Genomic DNA, 18,058 nt, shown 5'->3' on the forward strand with positions numbered 1-18,058 from the left:
CTTTTAGCCGAGAGCGGAATTAACGCCGAAGTTTGTGAATCAAACACGAGGAATCGGTCCACCGGCACCGAACGCCGTCTCCCCGTCCTTCGTTCGAGCGAACAGTTTGTTAAGCCTGAACGACGAGGAGTACGCATGAAACATACGACGGAGACGGGGGTCGACGAACCCGTCGCCGGCGCGATGCCGCAGACGGACCGGGAGCGGTGGATTATCCTCAACCCGGTGAGCGGGACGGCCGACCACGCCGAGCAAGTGCGGGAACTCGCGGCCGAACGCGGCTACCGGGTCGAGGAGACCGACCGCGAGGGGCACGCCGCCGAACTCGCGCGGCGCGCGGCGGCGGGCGACGTCACCCTCCTCGCCGTCGCCGGCGGGGACGGCACCCTCCACGAAGTCGTGAACGGCCTCCACGACGAGGACGCCCTCGACCGGATAACCGTCGTTCCTCTCCCCGTCGGAACCGAGAACATCGTGGCGAACAACCTCGACATCCGGAGCGTCGAACAGGGGTTCGACGTGGTCGAGACGGGGGCGCGGCGGCGAATCGACCTCGGCGTCGCCGACGGCGAACTGTTCGCGATGTCCTGCATCGCCGGCCTCCTCGCGGACGCGAGCATCGCCACCTCGGACGAACTGAAAGAGCGGTTCGGTTCGATGGCGTTCGTCGTCGCCGGCCTCCAGGAGATGGCGACGTTCGACGGTCTGCAGGTCGACCTGACCGCCGTCTCGCAGGGCGAGGAGACGCGGTGGTCCGGCGAGGCAGTCTGCGTCCTCGTCGGGAACATCCGTCGGTTCGCCAAGGAGGGCGGGCAGGCGAACGTCGAGGACGGCCACCTCGAAGTCGTCATCATCGAGCAGATGCCGACGACGGAGATGGTCGCCGAAGCGCTCACGCAACGCGTGCTCGGCGAGGAGACGGAGAACGTGTTTCACGTGCGGGCGAGTCAACTCCAAATCAGCACGGCGGACGAGGAGACCATCGACTTCAGCCTCGACGGCGAACCCCACTCCGACAGCGAACTCATCCTGTACACCCACCCGCGGTCGCTCCGGGTCTGCGTCGGCCCCGACTACGACCCCTCGCCGTTCTACTCCTGACGCCCCGTCACTGTGACCGCCGACGTTCAGCGCAGGACGAACTCGACTCGCTCCTCGCTCGCCCCCTGCGTCCGACGCCCCGTCACGTCCACTCGTCCGACCTCTCCGGTGTTTGCGATGTGTGTCCCGGCGCAGGCGGTCCGGTCGAACGGTTCCTCGCCGTCCACACCCAGTATCTCCACGATGCGAACCTCCGTGATAGCGTCCGGGAGCAGGTGGATGCGCGTGCGCGCGGGGTCCAGTGACGCCTCGGCCGTCTCGCGGTCGAGTGAGTACCACCGCACCGGTCGCGCGTCGGCGACCAGTTCGTTCACGCGCGCCTCGATGCGGTCGAGGTCCGACCGCTCGAAGCGCTCGTAGGCGCAGTCGAGGTGCGCGTGGTCGTCGTACAGTTGGTTGCCCGTCGTCTCCGCGTCGTAGATTTCGAGGAGGACCGCCGAGAGGAGGTGCTGTGCCGTGTGGTACCGCATGTGCGCGTGTCGTCGCTCCCAGTCTATTTCGCCGACGATGGCGGTACCCGGGTCCGGCGGGTCGCCGTCGAGCGCGTGAAGGATTTCGTCCGTCTTCGTCACGTCCGCGACGCGCCACTCGCGGCCCGTGTCATCCCGGAGTCGGCCGATGTCGTGCGGTTGGCCGCCGCCGGTGGGGTAAAAGCAGGTCCGGTCGAGGACGGCCCTGTCGCCGGCGACGGACTCGACCGTCGCCTCGAAGGTCCGGCGCGTCGTCTCTTCCAAGTAGAGCGGTTCGCTTGTCATCTGATACCGCGACGTACGGACGCGAACGATAAGAGTCGCTTCGGTTCCAAGTCGGTCGATTTCCTGCGCCTCGCCCCGGGGGACGCTGATTCTCGCCCGTCGTAACGCCTAAGAGCCGAACAACCATTGATTCGAGTAATGAATACGAACGCGAACGTTCGAACGCCCCGCTCGTCGCTCCAACGGGGGTGGCGCCGTGGGCGTTGAGATAAAGGAGTCGCCCGTCTCCGACGCCGAGTTCGAGACGATGAAGCGGTTCGTCAGCGACTACCTCTCCGCCAGCGTCGAGAACGAGGAAGACGGCGGCCGGATGCGGTGGTACCCGTGGCACAGCGCCGAATACCGGTTCAATCACATCCTCAACGTCGTCGAGTTGGCCTCGAAAATAGCCGAACGGGAGGGCGCCGACGAGGACGTCGTCCGCGTCGCCGCGCTGTTCCACGACATCGCGAAACTCGAGGCCGACCAGGAAGAACACGCCGAGGAGGGCGCGCGCGTCGCCCGCGAGTACCTCGCGACGCACGGCGAGTTCCCCCAATCGTTCGTCGAACAGGTGTGCCAGGTCGTCGAGGACCACTCCTATCAGGGCTCGCTCGCGGACGTGACCTTAGAGACGCGGTGTCTCATCGAGGCGGACATCCTCGACAAGGTCGGCGCCAACGGCACCGTGCTGATGCTCCTCCGGATGGGCTATGAGGCCCGGACGCACATGGACGCCTCCGAGATGGTCGAACGCGTCCTCGAACGGGGCCGCGCGGCGACCGACCGGGTCGAGAGCGACGCCGCCGAGAGCATCGCCTACCAGCGTCTCAAACGCGTGAAGTGGTTCCGCGAGTGGCTCGAAGAGGAGGTTCCCGGCATGGAGCACGACGAGTTCGGCGAGGCCTGAGCGCCGCCGTCTCGGGTCGCCCGGCCGCCGACCACCCCGGTCGCAACGCCGTTGCAGCGACCGCTCTACGCTTATAGCGTGTCCAGAATCTCCAGCACCGACGCCTCGGCGTCGCGGCCGGGGTCCCACTCCGCGCCGTCGCGGTCGGACTCGCGGTAGTCGTCCACCGCCGCGGCCATCGCCTCGTCCGGCGGCGTCGACTCCCAGCCGAGGTCCGAGAGCTTGTTCGTGTCCATGACGTGCGGGTACTCCCGGTAGAAGACGAAGTCGTCGAGGGAGAGTCCGGCGGCCGCGAGTTCACGCTCGCCGGCGTGGACGACGTCGACGGATTCCTCGGCCGCCTCGGCTATCAGGTCGACCGTTTCTTCCAGGGTGGCGAGTCGCCGGTCGCCGACGTTGTACGCCTCGCCGGGCGTGCCGCGTTCGGCGACGACCCGGAGGGCGCTGGCGACGTCCTCGACGTACACGCGGTGCCAGAGGTTCGTCCCGTCGCCGGGGACGACGATTCGGTCGTACTGCTCCACTCGGTCAATCCAGTAGTCCAACCGCTCGGTGTAGTCGTGCGGGCCGTAGACGATGCACGGGCGGACGGCCATCGCGTTCACCCCCTCGGTCGCCGCCTCGAAGACGATTCGGTCGCCCTCGGCCTTGCGCGGACCGTACGTCTCGTCTGCGTCGTCCTCAGCCTGTTCGGGCGTGCACTCGCACAGCGGCGTCTCGCCCTCCCGCTTCGGAATCTCCTCGCGTCCGTACGCCGCGCCGCTGGAGACGTAGACGTAGGCGTCCACGTCCGAGAATATCTCCACCGCGGCCTCCACGTCGGCGGGGTAGTACGCCACGCAGTCGATGACGACGTCCGGCTTGACCGAGAGCTTCGCGGTCTTCAGGTCCGTGTCGTCGGTCCGGTCGCCTTCCACGCGCGTCACCCGGTCGTCCTCCTCGAAAGGGTTCTCGTGGTTCCCGCGGTTGAAGATGGCGACGTCGTACCCGTGTTCCAGCAGGTCCTCGACGACGTGGCGGCCGATGAAGCGCGTCCCGCCGACGACGAGTGCCGTGTCGGTGTCGGTCATGCTCCCGACTCGGCGGCCCGCCGTCAAAAGTGTGTGAGAAGCCGGTGTGCGCTACCGGATATCGAGTCGGCTCAGTCGTCGCTGGTCTGCGCCACGGTGCCGGAGTCGCCGGACGCCGAAGCGGTCGACGCCGATTCGGGCAGTTCGCGGCGCACGTCGGCGTCCTCGCGTTCGTCGATGATGCCCGCGTAGGCGTCGGGCATCACCTTCACGAAGTCGTCGACGACGCTTGCCCACTCGTCGAGCATGCCGGCCGCGCGCTCGGAGTCGGTGTACTCGGCGTGGTTCTCGACGAGGCGACGCAGCATCGCCTCGTCGGAGTCGTCGAGGTCCTCGGAGAGCGACACCATCCCGGTGTTCGCCTTCGCCTCGAACTCCTCGTCGGGGTCGTACACGTACGCGACGCCGCCGGACATCCCCGCGGCGAAGTTCCGGCCCGTGTCGCCGAGGACGGCGACGACGCCACCGGTCATGTACTCACAGCCGTGGTCACCGACACCCTCGACGACCGTCTTCACGCCCGAGTTGCGGACGCAGAAGCGCTCGCCGGCGACGCCGTTGATGTAGGCCTCGCCCTGCGTCGCCCCGTAGAAGGCGACGTTGCCGATGAGGACGTTCTCGTCGGCCTCGTAGGCGGCCGTTTCGGGCGTCGTGACGACGATTTTCCCGCCCGAGAGCCCCTTGCCGACGTAGTCGTTCGAGGCCCCCGAGAGGCGCATCGTCACGCCGCTGGCGAGGAACGCGCCGAACGACTGGCCGGCGACGCCGGAGAACTCACACTGGATGGTGTCGTCCGCCAGTCCCTCGCCGCCGTAGCGGTCGGATATCTCGTTCGACAGCATCGCGCCGACGGCGCGGTCCACGTTCGACAGTTCGCGGCGAATCTGGACCGGTTTGCCGTCTTCGAGGGCCGGTTCGGCCTGCTTGATAAGTTCGTGGTCTATCTGGTCGGCCACGTCGGAGTGCGCCTGCGACTCCGTCTTGTAGCGCGCCCCCGAAGCAGGTTCGGCGAGGACGGAGGAGAGGTCGAGGTGCTTGGCCTTCTCGTGGTCGGTCTCTCGCTGGCGGAGCAGCGACGGGCGACCGATCATCTCGTCGACCGAGGTGAAGCCGAGTTCGGCCATTATCTCGCGGAACTCCTGCGCCATGAACGTCATGTAGTTGATGACGTGGTCGGGCTGACCGGGGAAGCGCTTGCGGAGGTCCTCCCGCTGGGTTGCGACGCCGACCGGACAGGTGTTCTCGTGGCACTGGCGGGCCATCACGCAACCCGAGGTGACGAGCGACGCCGTCCCGAACACGTACTCCTCGGCGCCAAGCAGGGCGGCGACGGCGATGTCGCGGCCCGTCTTCATCCCGCCGTCGGCGGTGACGCGGATGCGCGAGCGCAGGTCCGTCGCGCGGAGCATCTGGTTGGCCTCCGCGAGACCGAGTTCCCACGGCAGACCGGCGTTCTTGATCGAGGTCTTCGGCGAGGCGCCGGTGCCGCCGTCGTGGCCGGAGATGTGGACCACGTCGGCGTTCGCCTTCGCCACGCCCGCGGCGATGGTGCCGATGCCGGCGTCCGAGACGAGTTTGACGTTGACGTCGGCGTCCGGGTTGGCGGCCTTCAGGTCGTGGATGAGCTGTTTGAGGTCCTCGATGGAGTAGATGTCGTGCAGCGGCGGCGGCGAGATGAGGCCGACGCCCGGCGTCGCGAAGCGGACGTGCGCGATCATCTCGTTGACCTTCTTGCCGGGCAGGTGACCGCCCTCGCCGGGCTTCGAGCCCTGCGCCATCTTGATCTGTATCTCGTCCGCCGAGGAGAGATACTGGCTCGTGACGCCGAAGCGGCCCGAGGCCACCTGCTTCACGTTGCACTCTTTCTCCGTACCGAAACGCTCCGGCGGTTCGCCGCCCTCGCCGGAGTTGGACTTCCCGCCGATGCGGTTCATGGCGACGGAGTTGTTCTCGTGGGCCTCCGGCGAGAGGCTCCCGAGCGACATCGCCGCCGTCGAGAAGCGTTGTACTATCTCCTCGACGGGTTCGACCTCTTCGACGGGTACCGACTCGCGGTCGGGGTCGGGGTCGAACTCGAGCAGTCCGCGGAGGGTCTGAAGCTCCTTCGTCTGGTCGTTGACGAGGTCGGCGAACTCCTGGTACTTCTCGTAGTTGCCCGAGCGGACCGCCTGCTGGAGCGTCCCGACCGTCTTCGGGTTCCACTGGTGGTGGATGCCGTTCGAGCGGTGCTCGAACTCCCCTTGGTGTTGGAGTTCCGGGTCCGCGCCGTAGGCGACGGCGTGGCGGGTCATGAGGTCCTGCTCGATGACGTCGATGCCGATGCCCTCGGTCCGGATTTCGGTGCCCTCGAAGTACTCCGCGACGAAGTTCGAGTCGAGGCCGACCGCCTCGAATATCTGCGCGCCCTGGTAGGAGGCGACGGTGGAGATGCCCATCTTCGCCATCGTCTTCAGCACGCCGTCCTCGAGCGCCTTCGTGTAGGCGGCGATGGACGCCTCCTCGTCGGCGCCGTCGGGGCCGGCGACGATGTCGCCGATGGTCTGGTAGGCGAGGTAGGGGTTCACCGCGCCCGCGCCGTAGCCGATGAGCGTGGCCATGTGGTGAACCTCGCTCGGTTCGCCGGACTCGACGACGAGGCCGGCGTGGTTCCGCATGCCGTTGCGGACGAGGCTGTGGTGGACCGCGCCCGTCGCGAGCAGACTCGGGACGGCGGCGCGGTCCGGACCGAGGTTCCGGTCCGAGAGCACGACGACGTCGGCGCCGTCGGCGATGGCGCTCTTCGCGTCGTCGCGGACGCGTTCGACCGCCTCGCGGAGCGACGTGTCGGTCCCGAAGGTGATGTCCACGACCGTCGAGGACATCCCGCCGTCGAGGTCCTTGATGGCCGCCGTCTCAGCGTCGGAGACGATGGGCGAGTCGAGGACCAGTTGTCGCGCGTGCTCGGGCGTCTCGTCGAGGAGGTTGCGCTGGCCGCCGAGGCGCGACTCCAAGGAGGTGACGAGTTCCTCGCGGATGTAGTCTAAGGGAGGGTTCGTCACCTGCGCGAACAGTTGCTTGAAGTAGGTGAACAGCGGTCGGTCGAAGTCCGAGAGGACCGACAGGGGCGTGTCGTCGCCCATCGACCCGACCGGGTCCTTCCCGTCGCGCGCCATCGGTTCGATGAGGTGGTTCAACTGGTCGGTCGTGTAGCCGAAGGCGGCCTGTCGGGCGCGCAGGTCGTCGACGCGGCCCTGCGGCGCGTAGTCGTCGGCGTCGGCCAGTTCGTCCATCCGGCGCTGCTCGGACTCGACCCACTCGCCGTACTTCCCGTCGGTCAGCGAGTCGAACACCTCCTCGTCGGGGATGACGCGGCCCTCCTCGGGGTCGGCGACGAACAGTTGGCCGGGTTGGAGCCGGCCGCGTTCGCGAATCTCGGAGGGGTCGGTGTCGAGCGCCCCCACCTCGGAGGCCATGACGAGGCGGTTGTCGGTGGTCACGTCGTAGCGGCACGGTCGGAGGCCGTTGCGGTCGAGAACGGCGGCGACTCGGTCGCCGTCGGTGGCGGCCACCAGGGCGGGGCCGTCCCACGGTTCGACCAGGGAGGCGTGGTAGTCGTACCACTCCCGTCGCTCCGGCGCCATCGAGTCGTCGCCGTGGTACGCCTCGGGGATGAGCATCCGCAGGACGTGCGGGAGTTCGCGGCCGCCGCGGAGCAGTAGTTCCACGACGTTGTCGACGGAGGCGGTGTCGGACTGGTCCGCCCTCGTCACCGGTTTGATCTCCTCCAAGTCGTCGCCGAAGGCGGGGTGTTCGATGTCCGTCTCCCGCGCGCGCATCCAGTTGACGTTGCCCCGGATGGTGTTTATCTCGCCGTTGTGGACGACGTTGCGGTACGGGTGCGCGAGATGCCACGCGCCGAGCGTGTTCGTCGAGAACCGCTCGTGGACGAGCGTCAGCGTCGTCTTCATGCGCTCGTCGGTCAGGTCCGGGTAGTAGCTGGCGAGTTGGTCGCCCTTGAGCAGACCCTTGTAGACGAGCGTCTTCCGCGACAGCGAGCAGACGTAGAACCGGCCCGCGCCGGCCGAGTCGAGGTTCTCGACGGCGTTCTCGACGGCGCGGCGCCCGACGTACAGCGCTCGGTCGAACGCGTCGGCGTCCATCTCGTCGCCGGGGGCGACGAACGCCTGCCAGACGTCGGGTTCGGAGTCCACGGCGGTCTGACCGAGGTCGGAGTTGTCGGTGGGGACGTCCCGCCAGTGGAGCACCTCCAGTCCGTGTGCGCCCAGTTCTCGCTCGAACACCTCGACCAGCGTCTCCCGTTCGGCGTCCTCACCCGGCATGAAGACGGAACCGACGGCGTACTCTTCGGGCAACTCGGCGTCGACGACGGCGTCGAAGAACTCGTCGGGACGCTGTATCATGATGCCCGCCCCGTCGCCCGTGTCCTCCTCGGCACCGGTGGTGCCCCGGTGTTCGAGGTTGATGAGAAGTTCCAATCCGTCGGCGACGGTCTCGTGACTCGCTCCACCGTCGAGGTCGATTACGGCTCCGACCCCACAGTTCGAACGCTCGTCGGTCGGGTCCGCTAACCCGGCCGATTTCGCAGGGGTGTCTCTATGTGGCTTGGTCATGTGTCTCACTTTCGGTCCTCCGTTTAAACGAGTTTTCCTGAAAGCATAAGGGTATGTTAATCACATATTAGGAGATATTATTGTAAACGGTCTTTGTATAAGGTACGGGCGATGGCGCGTATTCGCTGCGCTGGGGCGGATGGAGGAAACTCGAAAAAGGCGGGGTCGGACGGTCTCTCGGTTCGGATTTAGACGCGTCGTCGGAGTCGGATGCGGTCGTCGTCGTAGGAGTCGACGTGTTCGTCGCGGAGTTCGTTGGAGTCGTCGTCGTCCCAACCGAGCATGTCCTTCAGTTTGTCCGTGAGACCGTCGCTGTCGTTGTCGCGGTCGACCGTGGCGCGGCCGTCGTTCACGTCGTGCACGGTGCCGACACGCGTTCCGTCCGCCGTTACGACGTCTTTGTTCCGGTCGTCGTCCGTGAAGTTAGTTCGTGCCATTGCGTTCTAATTTTTAGCGGAGTTCGTAAGGAATTATTGGCCGGGGAACCACCTAATTCGTCCCCGTGGGTAATTCGAGGAAGGCCGAATCCGACCTCCGGCATACATTCGAGATTAGTGACACACCATCGGCGCCACGACCGAGGGGACGGCGAAGTGAAATCCGCCTGTTCGCGCGCGTTCAGTACGACTTCGCGAAGTACGCCGTCTCCTCGGCGCCCTCGCCGCAGACAGCGCACTCCTCGCCGGCGTGGATCTCCGCCGCTTCGTCGCGGAGGGGGACCATCACGATTTCGGCCGCCAACTGGTCTTTGATCTCCGTCTCGCAGTCCTCGTCGCCGCACCACGGCGCCTTCACGTAGCCGCCGTGCTGACCGATGGTGCCGAGGATGTCCGCGCGCGAGTCCGCCTCGCGGACGTTCTCTTCTAGGTTCTCCTCCGCGGCGGCGTACAGTTTCGCGTACACCTCGTCGAACTCCTCCCGCACCGTCTCGGCGATGTCCTCGCGGGGGACCTCCTTGGACTCGCCGTCGGGGCGGTGGACGACCGTCACGACTTCGTCGTCCACCTCGTTCGGACCGATCTCGAAGCGGACGGGAACTCCCTTCAGTTCCCACTCGTTGAACTTGAAGCCGGGGTTGCGCTCGTCGCGGTCGTCGAGTTCGACGCGGACGCCGGCGTCCTCCAACTCGTCGGCGACCGACTCGGCGTAGTCGAGCACGTTCTCCTGCGTGTCGGCCTGCCAGATGGGAACCACGACGACCTGTTCGGGGGCGACGGTCGGCGGCAGGACGAGGCCCTGGTCGTCAGAGTGGGTCATGATGAGTGCGCCGAGTGCGCGCCAGGAGAGGCCCCACGAGGTGGTGTGTGCGACCTGACTGTCCTCGCCCTCGTCGGTGTACGTGATGTCGAACGCCTCGGCGAACGACGTGCCGAGGTGGTGGGAGGTGCCAGCCTGCACGGACTTGCCGTCGGGCATCAGGGCCTCGACGGTCGTCGTCTTCTTCGCCCCGGGGAACTTGTCGTGCTCGGGCTTGGCGCCCCGGAGGACCGGGATGGCGAGGAGGTCCTCGTACATCGCGGCGTACTGGTCGAGGCGCATCAACGTCTCGTCCCACGCGCTCTCGTCGGTCGCGTGCGCGGTGTGACCCTCCTGCCAGAGGAACTCCTTCGTCCGGAAGAACGGCTTCGTCTCCGTGGCCTCCCAGCGGACGACGGAGGTCCACTGGTTCACGCGCAGGGGCAGGTCGCGGTGGCTCCGGACCCACTGGGCCATGTAGGGGGCGATGATGGACTCGGAGGTGGGCCGGACGGCCAGTCGCTCCTCCAACTCCTCGCGGCCGGCGTGGGTGACCCACGCCACCTCGGGGTCGAACCCCTCGACGACGTCCTTCTCCCGTTCGAGGTACTGCTCGGGGATGAGCATTGGGAAGTACGCGTTCTGTACCCCCGTCGCCTTGAACTCGGTGTCGAGGTAATCCTGCACGCGCTCCCAGAGGGCGTAGGCGCGCGGACGCGTGACGATGAAGCCGCTCATCCCCTCGGGTCCGTAGTTGGCCAACTCGGCCTTCTGGACGACCTCCGCGTACCACTCGCCCGTGTTGTACTGCTTGGACTCGGTGATACCGAGTTCCTGCTCGTCGCTCATTACCGCTATTTCACCCGACTGCGGTCTTAAATGTCCTGAAGCGTCGGAGTCGTCCCGTGTTCGACGGGTGGACGCCCGTCGTCGCCCGCCCGACGCCGAACGTTCGGCGCTCCCGAGTGGTCGCCGCCGCTGAGAGTCCCGGCCGACGAGAGGAAGAGGTAGCTACAAACCGTCGGCCGACGTAGGACAGTATGGGTGAAGACCATGCTAACACACGGCACGAACGGGCCGGCGCGGAGCGGAGGGATGGACTCCGGAACGAACGGGTCGGCGGACACCGACCGGGAAGAGATTCGCGTCGAGTTGTGGTGCGAGGCGACGCGGACCGGGGGCGACAGCGAGTTCGACCGAATCGCAGAGCGCCTCCGACGACTCGCCGACCGCGGCGACGTCGACGCGGCGGCCGTCGAAACGTGGGACCGGTACGTGGACGTCTCGGGCGGGTTCGTTCGGGACGACACCGCGAGAGAGACCAGAGACCGCCTCGCCCGACTCCGCGAGTGGACGTGGCGGCGCCGCGAGGAGTCCGCGGCCGCGGCCGGGGCCGGGTCCGCCGGTCGCGGGCGACTCGGACCCGCCGTCGAACTGCACCGCGTTCCGCGCGCCGTGCTCGTCGAGTTCGAGAACGGCGTGGTGCGGAACGTGACGTTCGCCGACGAGCACACCGGCTGTCTCACCGACCGGCTGGAGAGCCTGGCGGAGCGCGAGCGGTCGGAGTCGGTCTCCGAGTCGCCGTCTGCCTCGACGTCCGCCGACCGCGCCTCCGACCGGACGCGGGACCGGGAACGGGGACGAGAACGGGACCGTCGGAATCGGACCCGGTCCCGGTCGCACGAACGTGAACGTGAACGCGAACGGGTCCGGTCCTAATCGAACGAGACGGCGAACGGACTCGACCGGTCGCGCCACTCCCACCCCGGCAGGCGCGTCTGGAACCCGGCGGCGAGGGCGGCGTCCAAGTCGTCCGCGCCGGCGGCGCCGCCGGTGTGCGTCCGCGTGTCCGCGAAGTGAAACGTCGCCTGCGCGAGCAGCGACAGCGGCTGTCCGCCTGCGACGGCCGCGGCCAGTTCCCGCCCGAGCACCTCGTCGACGACGAAGCCGGGGTAGTCGCCTTCGACGTCCAATCCCCGCAGGAGTCCGACGTAGCCCGCGACGTTGACGGCCACTTCCCCGTCGGCGAACACGGTTTCGACCTCCTCTCGATACCGCTCTTCGGACACCGTCGCCACCTCCGTCTCGAACAGGTCGCCCAACGCTGTGCGCGTCTCGTTCAACAGCGGAACGACGACGGACGAGCGGTCTCGGACCCAGCGGGCCTCCTCGGCGACGGACTCGGGAGTGAGCTTCATACCCCCTCCAGGGAGCCGAAACGCTTCGACTTTGCGAAGAGTTTTATACGGAGGAGGGAATACGTCCGAGTAAGCGGGTTTTCCCTGCCTCTTCCCGCAGACAGGATAGCAGAAGATAGCGATCCGAACGCAGACGTTGCCTATGCTCTCTCACGATTACATCCCTTGCGACCGCGCGGCCGTAGTTGCCGCCTCGTCGTTCGAGACACCCCGAGGCAGTGACCCGACCCTGATGCCGTCCGTCACGACACGGACGAGTGGTACTCACTTATGAGTTCAGTAGATAAGCAGCTCGAGGAACTGAAAGCAGAGATAACGAACGAACTTCCTTCGGACATCTCCGTCTCCGACGTCAAGTACGAAGGCCCGGAACTCGTCGTCTACACGCGCGACCCGAAGGAGTTCGCACAGAACGGCGACCTCATCCGAAAGCTCGCCAGCAAACTCCGGAAGCGCATCACCGTGCGCCCGGCCCCCGAGGTGCTCTCGCCCCCGCGCGACGCGGAGGAGCAGGTCCTCGAAGTCATCCCGGAGGACGCGGGCGTCACCGACCTCGATTTCCACGAGGACACCGGCGAAGTCGTCATCGAGGCGTCGAAGCCGGGCATGGTCATCGGCCGCCACGGTTCGACGCTCCGGAAGATAACTCAGCAGGTGGGTTGGACGCCCGAAGTCGTCCGCACCCCGCCCATCGAGTCCTCCACCGTCTCGAACGTCCGTAACTTCCTGAAGCAGGAACGCGACGAGCGACGGCAGATTCTCGAACGGGTCGGCCGACAGATCCACCGCCAGCAGCTCTCGGACGACGAGTGGGTCCGCATCTCCACGCTCGGGTGCTGCCGGGAGGTCGGACGCGCCTCCTTTATCCTCTCGACGCCGGAGACGCGCATCCTCATCGACTGCGGCGACAAGCCGGGGTCGGACGACGTGCCGTACCTCCAAGTACCCGAGGCGCTCGGGTCCGGCGCGAACTCGCTGGACGCCGTCGTCCTCACGCACGCCCACCTCGACCACTCGGCGCTCGTCCCCCTGTTGTTCAAGTACGGCTACGACGGACCCATCTATACGACCGAACCGACGCGCGACCTGATGGGGCTGCTCACGCTCGATTACCTCGACGTGGCCGCCAAGGAGGGCCGCACGCCGCCGTACGAGTCCGAGATGGTTCGCGAGGCGCTCAAACACTGCATCCCGCTCGAATACGGCGACGTGACCGACATCGCGCCGGACGTGAAGCTCACCTTCCACAACGCGGGGCACATCCTCGGCTCGGCGGTGTCGCACTTCCACATCGGCGACGGCCTCTACAACGTCGCCTTCTCCGGCGACATCCACTACGAGGACACGCGCCTGTTCAACGGCGCGGTCAACGACTTCCCGCGCGTGGAGACGCTCGTCCTCGAATCCACCTACGGCGGCCGGAACGATTACCAGACCGACCAAGCGGACTCCGAGCAGAAACTCATCGACGTCATCAACAAGACGCACGACCAGGGCGGGAAGGTGCTCATCCCGGCGTTCGCCGTCGGTCGCTCCCAAGAGATCATGCTCGTCTTGGAGGAGGCGATGCGCTCGGGGAAGATTCCGAGCATGCCCGTCCACCTCGACGGGATGATCTGGGAGGCGACGGCCATCCACACCACCTACCCCGAGTACCTCCGCGACGACCTCCGAGACAGAATCTTCCACGAGGACGAGAACCCGTTCCTCGCCGAGGAGTTCAACCACATTGACGGCGGCGAGGAGGAGCGACAGGAGGTGACCGACGGCGGTCCGGCCATCGTGCTCTCGACCTCCGGGATGGTCACCGGCGGCCCCATCATGTCGTGGCTCCGCCACGTCGGCCCCGACCCGGACTCCCGCCTCGTCTTCGTCGGCTACCAGGCGCAGGGAACGCTCGGGCGCCGTATCCAGAACGGCTGGGACGAGATTCCGGTCAACGACCGGGACAACATGGGACGCTCGAACACGCTCACGCTGAAGATGGATGTCGAGACGGTTGACGGCTTCTCCGGGCACGCCGACCGCGCGGGGCTTGAGAACTTCGTGAAGACGATGAATCCGCGCCCCGAGAAGGTGCTGTGCGTCCACGGCGACGAGCGCTCCGTGCAGGACCTCTCCTCGGCGCTGTACCACAACTACAATATGCGGACGTTCGCGCCGAAGAACCTCGAGACGTTCCGGTTCAAGTAGCGACGACCCGCCCGCAGACTACCACCTTCTTGCCGCTCCCCCGCCCACCGGAAGACATGCGTCTCGCACTCATCGCACACGACGAGAAGAAACCGGACCTCATCGACTTCGCGCAGAACCGCAGCGACGACCTCGACCACTTCGAGTTGATGGCGACGGGGACGACCGGCAAGCGCCTCATCGAGGCGACGGGCCTCGACATCGAACGCAAGCAGTCGGGGCCGCTCGGCGGCGACATGCAGATCGGCGCCGAGATAGCCAGCGAGGACTGCCACGGCGTCATCTTCCTGCGCGACCCGCTCACCGCCCAACCGCACGAACCGGACATCACGGCGCTGCTCCGCATCTGCGACGTCCACGACGTCCCCCTCGCGACCAACCTCGCCAGCGCCGACGCCGTCCTCGACGAACTCATGGACCAACTGGAGGGAGAGTTCGACCACCGCGAGTAGACCGACTCTCCGTGCTGATACTCAGGCCGAACGTTCAAGTCCGATAGAGGAGACAGTAATTGTATGCTACATATCTCGCGTGCGCTGTTCGCCGTCCTCCTCGTGGCCGTCCTCGCGGCCGCGACGGCGGCGCCGGCGGCCGCGCAGACCGGTTCCGCGGCCGACCCGACGGTCGGCGACGAATCGGGCGAACTGCGGTGCTTCCCGCCCGGCGGGCACGACCTGGACATCGGGACCGAGGGGCCGGGAATCGCGGTGACCGTCCACACCTCGCTGTTCACGAACCTCGGCGACGAAGGCGCTCTCGGCATGGAAGCACGCGGGTCGGCGCTGAACGCGACGATAATCGAACTCCGCACGGGCGTCGTCTTCGACGGCGTCGGCACCCTCGGCGACTTCCTCTCGGACCCGTTCTCGCGGTTCGCGATTCTGTTCGACTACACGTTCGAGTTGCCGATGTTCGTCGGGATGGTCGACAGTCCGGGCTACGAGTCCGACGAGTCGCCGGTGACGGGCGTCGAGTCGCGCGGGTGCGGGGAGTAGCGCCGCCGAGAGACCGACGTTCGTTCGTCCGCGTCGCCGGCCGACTCGACGGGCGGAACCCTTTTTGTACCGATGTTCCAAACCCGGGGACGTCCGTTTCGTCCCCGAGGTACTCCAGTGACTACAAACCTGATTTCCGACGAACTGTCCGTTCCGTGGCGTTCCCGCACCGTTCAGGCCGTCCTGTCGAGCACGCTGCTGGCGCCGTTCAGCGTCACGCTCATCAGCCCCGGATTGCCGGTCTACCGGCGAGCGTTCGGCGTCACCGACGCGGAGGCGAGCCTCCTGCTCTCGGCGGTGCTGATTCCGGGGGTGGTCCTCTCGCCCGTGGCGGGCCTCCTCGCGGACCGCCTCGGTCGGCGGCGGGTGCTCGTCGCCAGCCTCCTCGTCTGGAGCGTCACGGGGGCGGCCGTCACGCTCCGCCCCGCCTTCTGGTCCGTCGTCGCGCTCAGACTCGCTCAGGGGGCCGCGCTGGCCGGAATCATCGTCACGACCATCTCGCTCATCGGCGACTCCTTCGAGGGCGTCCGGCGAAACGCGGTCCTCGGCATCAACGCGGCCGTCCTCTCCGCGGGCGCCGCCGTGTACCCGCTCGTGGGCGGTGCGCTGGTGGTCGTCGCGTGGAACGCCCCGTTCGCGCTGTACCTCCTCGGTCTCCCGGTGGCGTTCTTCGCGGCACGCGTCCTCGATGAACCGCTGCTGGAACGCCGGACGCGAAGCCTCGCCTACCTCCGCCGCGTCGTCACCGCGCTCTCGGCGAAGGACGCGGCGGTGCTGTACGGGTCGGCGCTCGTCATCGAACTCCTGCTGTTCGGTGCGATGTTCACCGGACTCCCGTTCCTCCTCGCGGGTACGTACGGCCTTTCGCCGCTCCGCATCGGCCTCGTCGTGACCGTCAGCGAGGTGGCGTCGATGGTGACGGCGACGCAGAACGGGCGCCTCGCCGCACGATTCTCCGACGAGCGGATCATCGCCGTCGGGTTCGTCGTCGCCGCCGCCGGACTCGTCGGCGCGTGGGTCGCTCCGACGCCTCTCTTTCTCACCGCTGCGATGGTCGGCTTCGGCGGAGGGTGGGGACTGACGCTACCGTCCATCGACGCCGGGGTCAGCGACCTCGTCCCGGCGCAGTTCCGGGCGGGGGCGCTGAGTTTCCGGGGGAGCGCGACGTTCCTCGGGCGCGCCCTCGGTCCGCTCCTCTTCGCCGGAATCGGCCTACGAACCGGCTACCGTCCGCTCTTCCTGTTCGGCGGTGTCGGTGCGTTCGCGTTCGGCGCCGCCCTCCTCGCGGCGACGAGGTAGGCCCGCGCGGTCAGTCGGCGGCGTCCGCCGGGTCGACCACCGATTCCGCCACCTCGTCGACGCCCACGCGGTCGCACAGGTCGTACACCGGACACGCCTCCGGGCCGTCGAGGCACGCCGGCTTTCGCGCTTTGCAGTACTCCCGGCCGAACTGTATCATCGCGGTGTGCCCGAAGCCGCACTTCTCGGCGGGAACGTCGCGTTCGAGGTGTTCTCGCACCTCCTCGTGGTCGGCGTCGGCGGGTGCGAGACCCATCCGACGGGCGATGCGGTGGACGTGCGTGTCGACGGGGAAGACGCCGCCGCGGCCGCCCGAAAACAGGAGCACGCAGTCGGCCGTCTTCGGACCGACGCCGTGGATGTCGAGCAGTCGCTCCCTGACCTCGGCGGGGTCTTCGTCCTTCACGAACGCGTCGAAGCCGTCGGCGCCGCCGAACTCCTCGCAGATTCGCTCCGCGGCGCCGACGATCATCTCCGATTTCTGGTTGTACAACCCCGCAGAAGAGATGGTCTCGACGAGTTCGGACTGCTCGGCGTTCGCCAGCGACTCCGCGAGGTCACTGCGCTCACGGGTCGCTTCGCTCCCCGTTCGCGTCTCCGAGGCGCTCCGCGCCTCGCTTCCCGCATACCGCTCCACCAGCGAATCGTGCGCCGGTTGACTCGCCGCGTCGCTGGTGTTCTGGCTGAGGATGGTTCGGACCAGACACTCGAAGGCGTCCTGTCCGCCGTAGGCCTTCTGCCAGTACATCTCGCCCAGTTCGTCGACGACGGCCTCGGCGTGCGTCTCCGCCGTCTCGGGGTCGAACTCCGCCGAAGCGCCGACGCCGCCGCTGATGTTGTTCGCGGGTTCTTCGGGCATAGCGGGGGGGAGGGCCGCCGCGTCGAAAAACGGTCGGAAAGCGGTGAGTCGACGGTCGTCGCCGCCGAGGGAGTCGACTACTCCACGCGGAGCGTGAGCGTCACCTCGCCGCCGGCGGCGAGAGCCTCGACCATCTCGCGGTCGAAGTCGGCGGCGGCGGCGGCGGCGTCGACCAGCACCGTGCGGTCGTCCGCGTAGTCGCTCGTCCGGCCGACGTGGCTCCGGTCGCCCTCGAACGTTAGGTCCGGGTGGCCGCGTCCCTCGATTCGCTCCCGGTGCGTCTCGCCGTCGTCCGTCTCCACCTCGACGGTGGCCGCGATGGTCGCCTCGGCGTCCCGACAGGCCTCGACGAACTCGGCCGAGAAGTCCGCGGGGACCCGGTCGGCCTCCACCGCGAGGATGCAGTCGCCGGCCGGCGTGAGCCAGTCGTCCGAGGTGACCTCGAACGTGCTCGCGTGCTCGGCGGAGACGTTCTCGTGCCCGCGCGCGCGGACGATTTCTTCGTACATACCGGTCGGTGTCGGCCCGGCGGTAAGTCGTCCTCGGTTCGTCCGAAGCGGGCAAAACTGGCAGACGGCCGTCAGACGAACGGCAGACGGTGGCGCCGAATTTGCCTCTCCGTGCTCCACGTTACCATTAATCACTTTATAAGTGGCGAGACGGATGCGCAGGACGCATATCAGGTCGCTACACGGCCCGTGGTAGCCGTTTTCACAGACCACGACCACCGAAGTCTTTATACGTAGCCATGCACAAGGTGGTAATACCAGAACGCCTCCGGCGTTCCGGCGGCACAGCACGCAGAATGATCGGGAATTCTTATCCACGGCCGGTCGCACCCTCACGAGCAGCC

Annotated in this window: 15 protein-coding genes; 7 read left to right on the top strand and 8 right to left on the bottom strand. The window is 67.2% G+C overall.

The genetic code is table 11. From position 1 onward, the window contains the following. The first annotated feature begins 135 nt into the window (after positions 1–135). Positions 136–1,101 carry a diacylglycerol/lipid kinase family protein gene (locus NDI76_RS05460; RefSeq protein ID WP_310922996.1) on the top strand — a complete coding sequence of 322 codons (966 nt, stop codon included), beginning with the start codon at positions 136–138 and terminating at the stop codon, positions 1,099–1,101. A gap of 26 nt (positions 1,102–1,127) precedes the next feature. On the opposite strand, the gene NDI76_RS05465 is transcribed toward NDI76_RS05460, so the two are convergent. Next, a complete protein-coding gene (locus NDI76_RS05465; RefSeq protein WP_310922997.1) occupies positions 1,128–1,856 on the bottom strand; it encodes an alanyl-tRNA editing protein in 729 nt (242 codons plus the stop codon). Positions 1,857–2,052: 196 nt separating this feature from the next. Here NDI76_RS05465 and NDI76_RS05470 point away from each other — a divergent pair, with 196 nt between their 5' ends. After that, entirely contained in the window at positions 2,053–2,745 is a 693-nt protein-coding gene (locus NDI76_RS05470) for an HD domain-containing protein (protein WP_310922998.1), read from the top strand. Between the two features lie 71 nt (positions 2,746–2,816). Here the strand turns inward: NDI76_RS05470 and NDI76_RS05475 are convergent, their stop codons facing one another. From NDI76_RS05475 to proS, 4 genes are all read right to left on the bottom strand, one after another. Next, on the bottom strand, positions 2,817–3,815 hold the full coding sequence (locus NDI76_RS05475; RefSeq protein WP_310922999.1) for an NAD-dependent epimerase/dehydratase family protein: 999 nt from the start codon (positions 3,813–3,815) through the stop codon (positions 2,817–2,819). A 71-nt stretch (positions 3,816–3,886) separates the two neighbouring features. Continuing rightward, on the bottom strand, positions 3,887–8,425 hold the full coding sequence (gltB, locus tag NDI76_RS05480) for a glutamate synthase large subunit (protein ID WP_310923000.1): 4,539 nt from the start codon (positions 8,423–8,425) through the stop codon (positions 3,887–3,889). 188 nt (positions 8,426–8,613) lie between these two features. After that, positions 8,614–8,862 carry a hypothetical protein gene (locus NDI76_RS05485; protein ID WP_310923001.1) on the bottom strand — a complete coding sequence of 83 codons (249 nt, stop codon included), beginning with the start codon at positions 8,860–8,862 and terminating at the stop codon, positions 8,614–8,616. A gap of 181 nt (positions 8,863–9,043) precedes the next feature. After that, positions 9,044–10,510 (bottom strand): proline--tRNA ligase, encoded by a 1,467-nt coding sequence (gene proS, locus NDI76_RS05490; RefSeq protein WP_310923002.1) that lies wholly within the window; start codon positions 10,508–10,510, stop codon positions 9,044–9,046. Positions 10,511–10,714: 204 nt separating this feature from the next. On the opposite strand from proS, the gene NDI76_RS05495 reads away from it, so the two are divergent. After that, complete coding sequence (locus NDI76_RS05495; protein ID WP_310923003.1) at positions 10,715–11,380, top strand: HTH domain-containing protein; 666 nt, start codon at positions 10,715–10,717, stop codon at positions 11,378–11,380. On the opposite strand, the gene NDI76_RS05500 is transcribed toward NDI76_RS05495, so the two are convergent. Next, on the bottom strand, positions 11,377–11,859 hold the full coding sequence (locus NDI76_RS05500) for a DUF7984 family protein (RefSeq protein WP_310923004.1): 483 nt from the start codon (positions 11,857–11,859) through the stop codon (positions 11,377–11,379). The genes NDI76_RS05495 and NDI76_RS05500 overlap by 4 nt on opposite strands. A 270-nt stretch (positions 11,860–12,129) precedes the next feature. Between NDI76_RS05500 and NDI76_RS05505 the strand changes: the two genes are divergently transcribed. The 4 genes from NDI76_RS05505 (at position 12,130) to NDI76_RS05520 (ending at position 16,346) form a co-directional block, all read left to right on the top strand. Next, complete coding sequence (locus tag NDI76_RS05505; RefSeq protein WP_310923005.1) at positions 12,130–14,052, top strand: beta-CASP ribonuclease aCPSF1; 1,923 nt, start codon at positions 12,130–12,132, stop codon at positions 14,050–14,052. Between the two features lie 56 nt (positions 14,053–14,108). Then, positions 14,109–14,504 (top strand): methylglyoxal synthase, encoded by a 396-nt coding sequence (locus tag NDI76_RS05510; protein WP_310923006.1) that lies wholly within the window; start codon positions 14,109–14,111, stop codon positions 14,502–14,504. 63 nt (positions 14,505–14,567) lie between these two features. Beyond that, entirely contained in the window at positions 14,568–15,047 is a 480-nt protein-coding gene (locus NDI76_RS05515) for a DUF7332 family protein (protein WP_310923007.1), read from the top strand. A 117-nt stretch (positions 15,048–15,164) separates the two neighbouring features. Beyond that, the gene (locus NDI76_RS05520) at positions 15,165–16,346 is read left to right on the top strand and encodes an MFS transporter (RefSeq protein WP_310923008.1); all 1,182 of its coding nucleotides are present in this window, start codon (positions 15,165–15,167) and stop codon (positions 16,344–16,346) included. 10 nt (positions 16,347–16,356) lie between these two features. Here the strand turns inward: NDI76_RS05520 and NDI76_RS05525 are convergent, their stop codons facing one another. Next, positions 16,357–17,205 (bottom strand): endonuclease III domain-containing protein, encoded by an 849-nt coding sequence (locus NDI76_RS05525; RefSeq protein ID WP_310923009.1) that lies wholly within the window; start codon positions 17,203–17,205, stop codon positions 16,357–16,359. A 77-nt stretch (positions 17,206–17,282) separates the two neighbouring features. Then, positions 17,283–17,714 (bottom strand): DUF371 domain-containing protein, encoded by a 432-nt coding sequence (locus tag NDI76_RS05530; protein ID WP_310923010.1) that lies wholly within the window; start codon positions 17,712–17,714, stop codon positions 17,283–17,285. Positions 17,715–18,058: the final 344 nt, after the last annotated feature.

The organism is Halogeometricum sp. S1BR25-6 (genome assembly GCF_031624495.1).
Classification (GTDB): domain Archaea; phylum Halobacteriota; class Halobacteria; order Halobacteriales; family Haloferacaceae; genus Halogeometricum; species Halogeometricum salsisoli.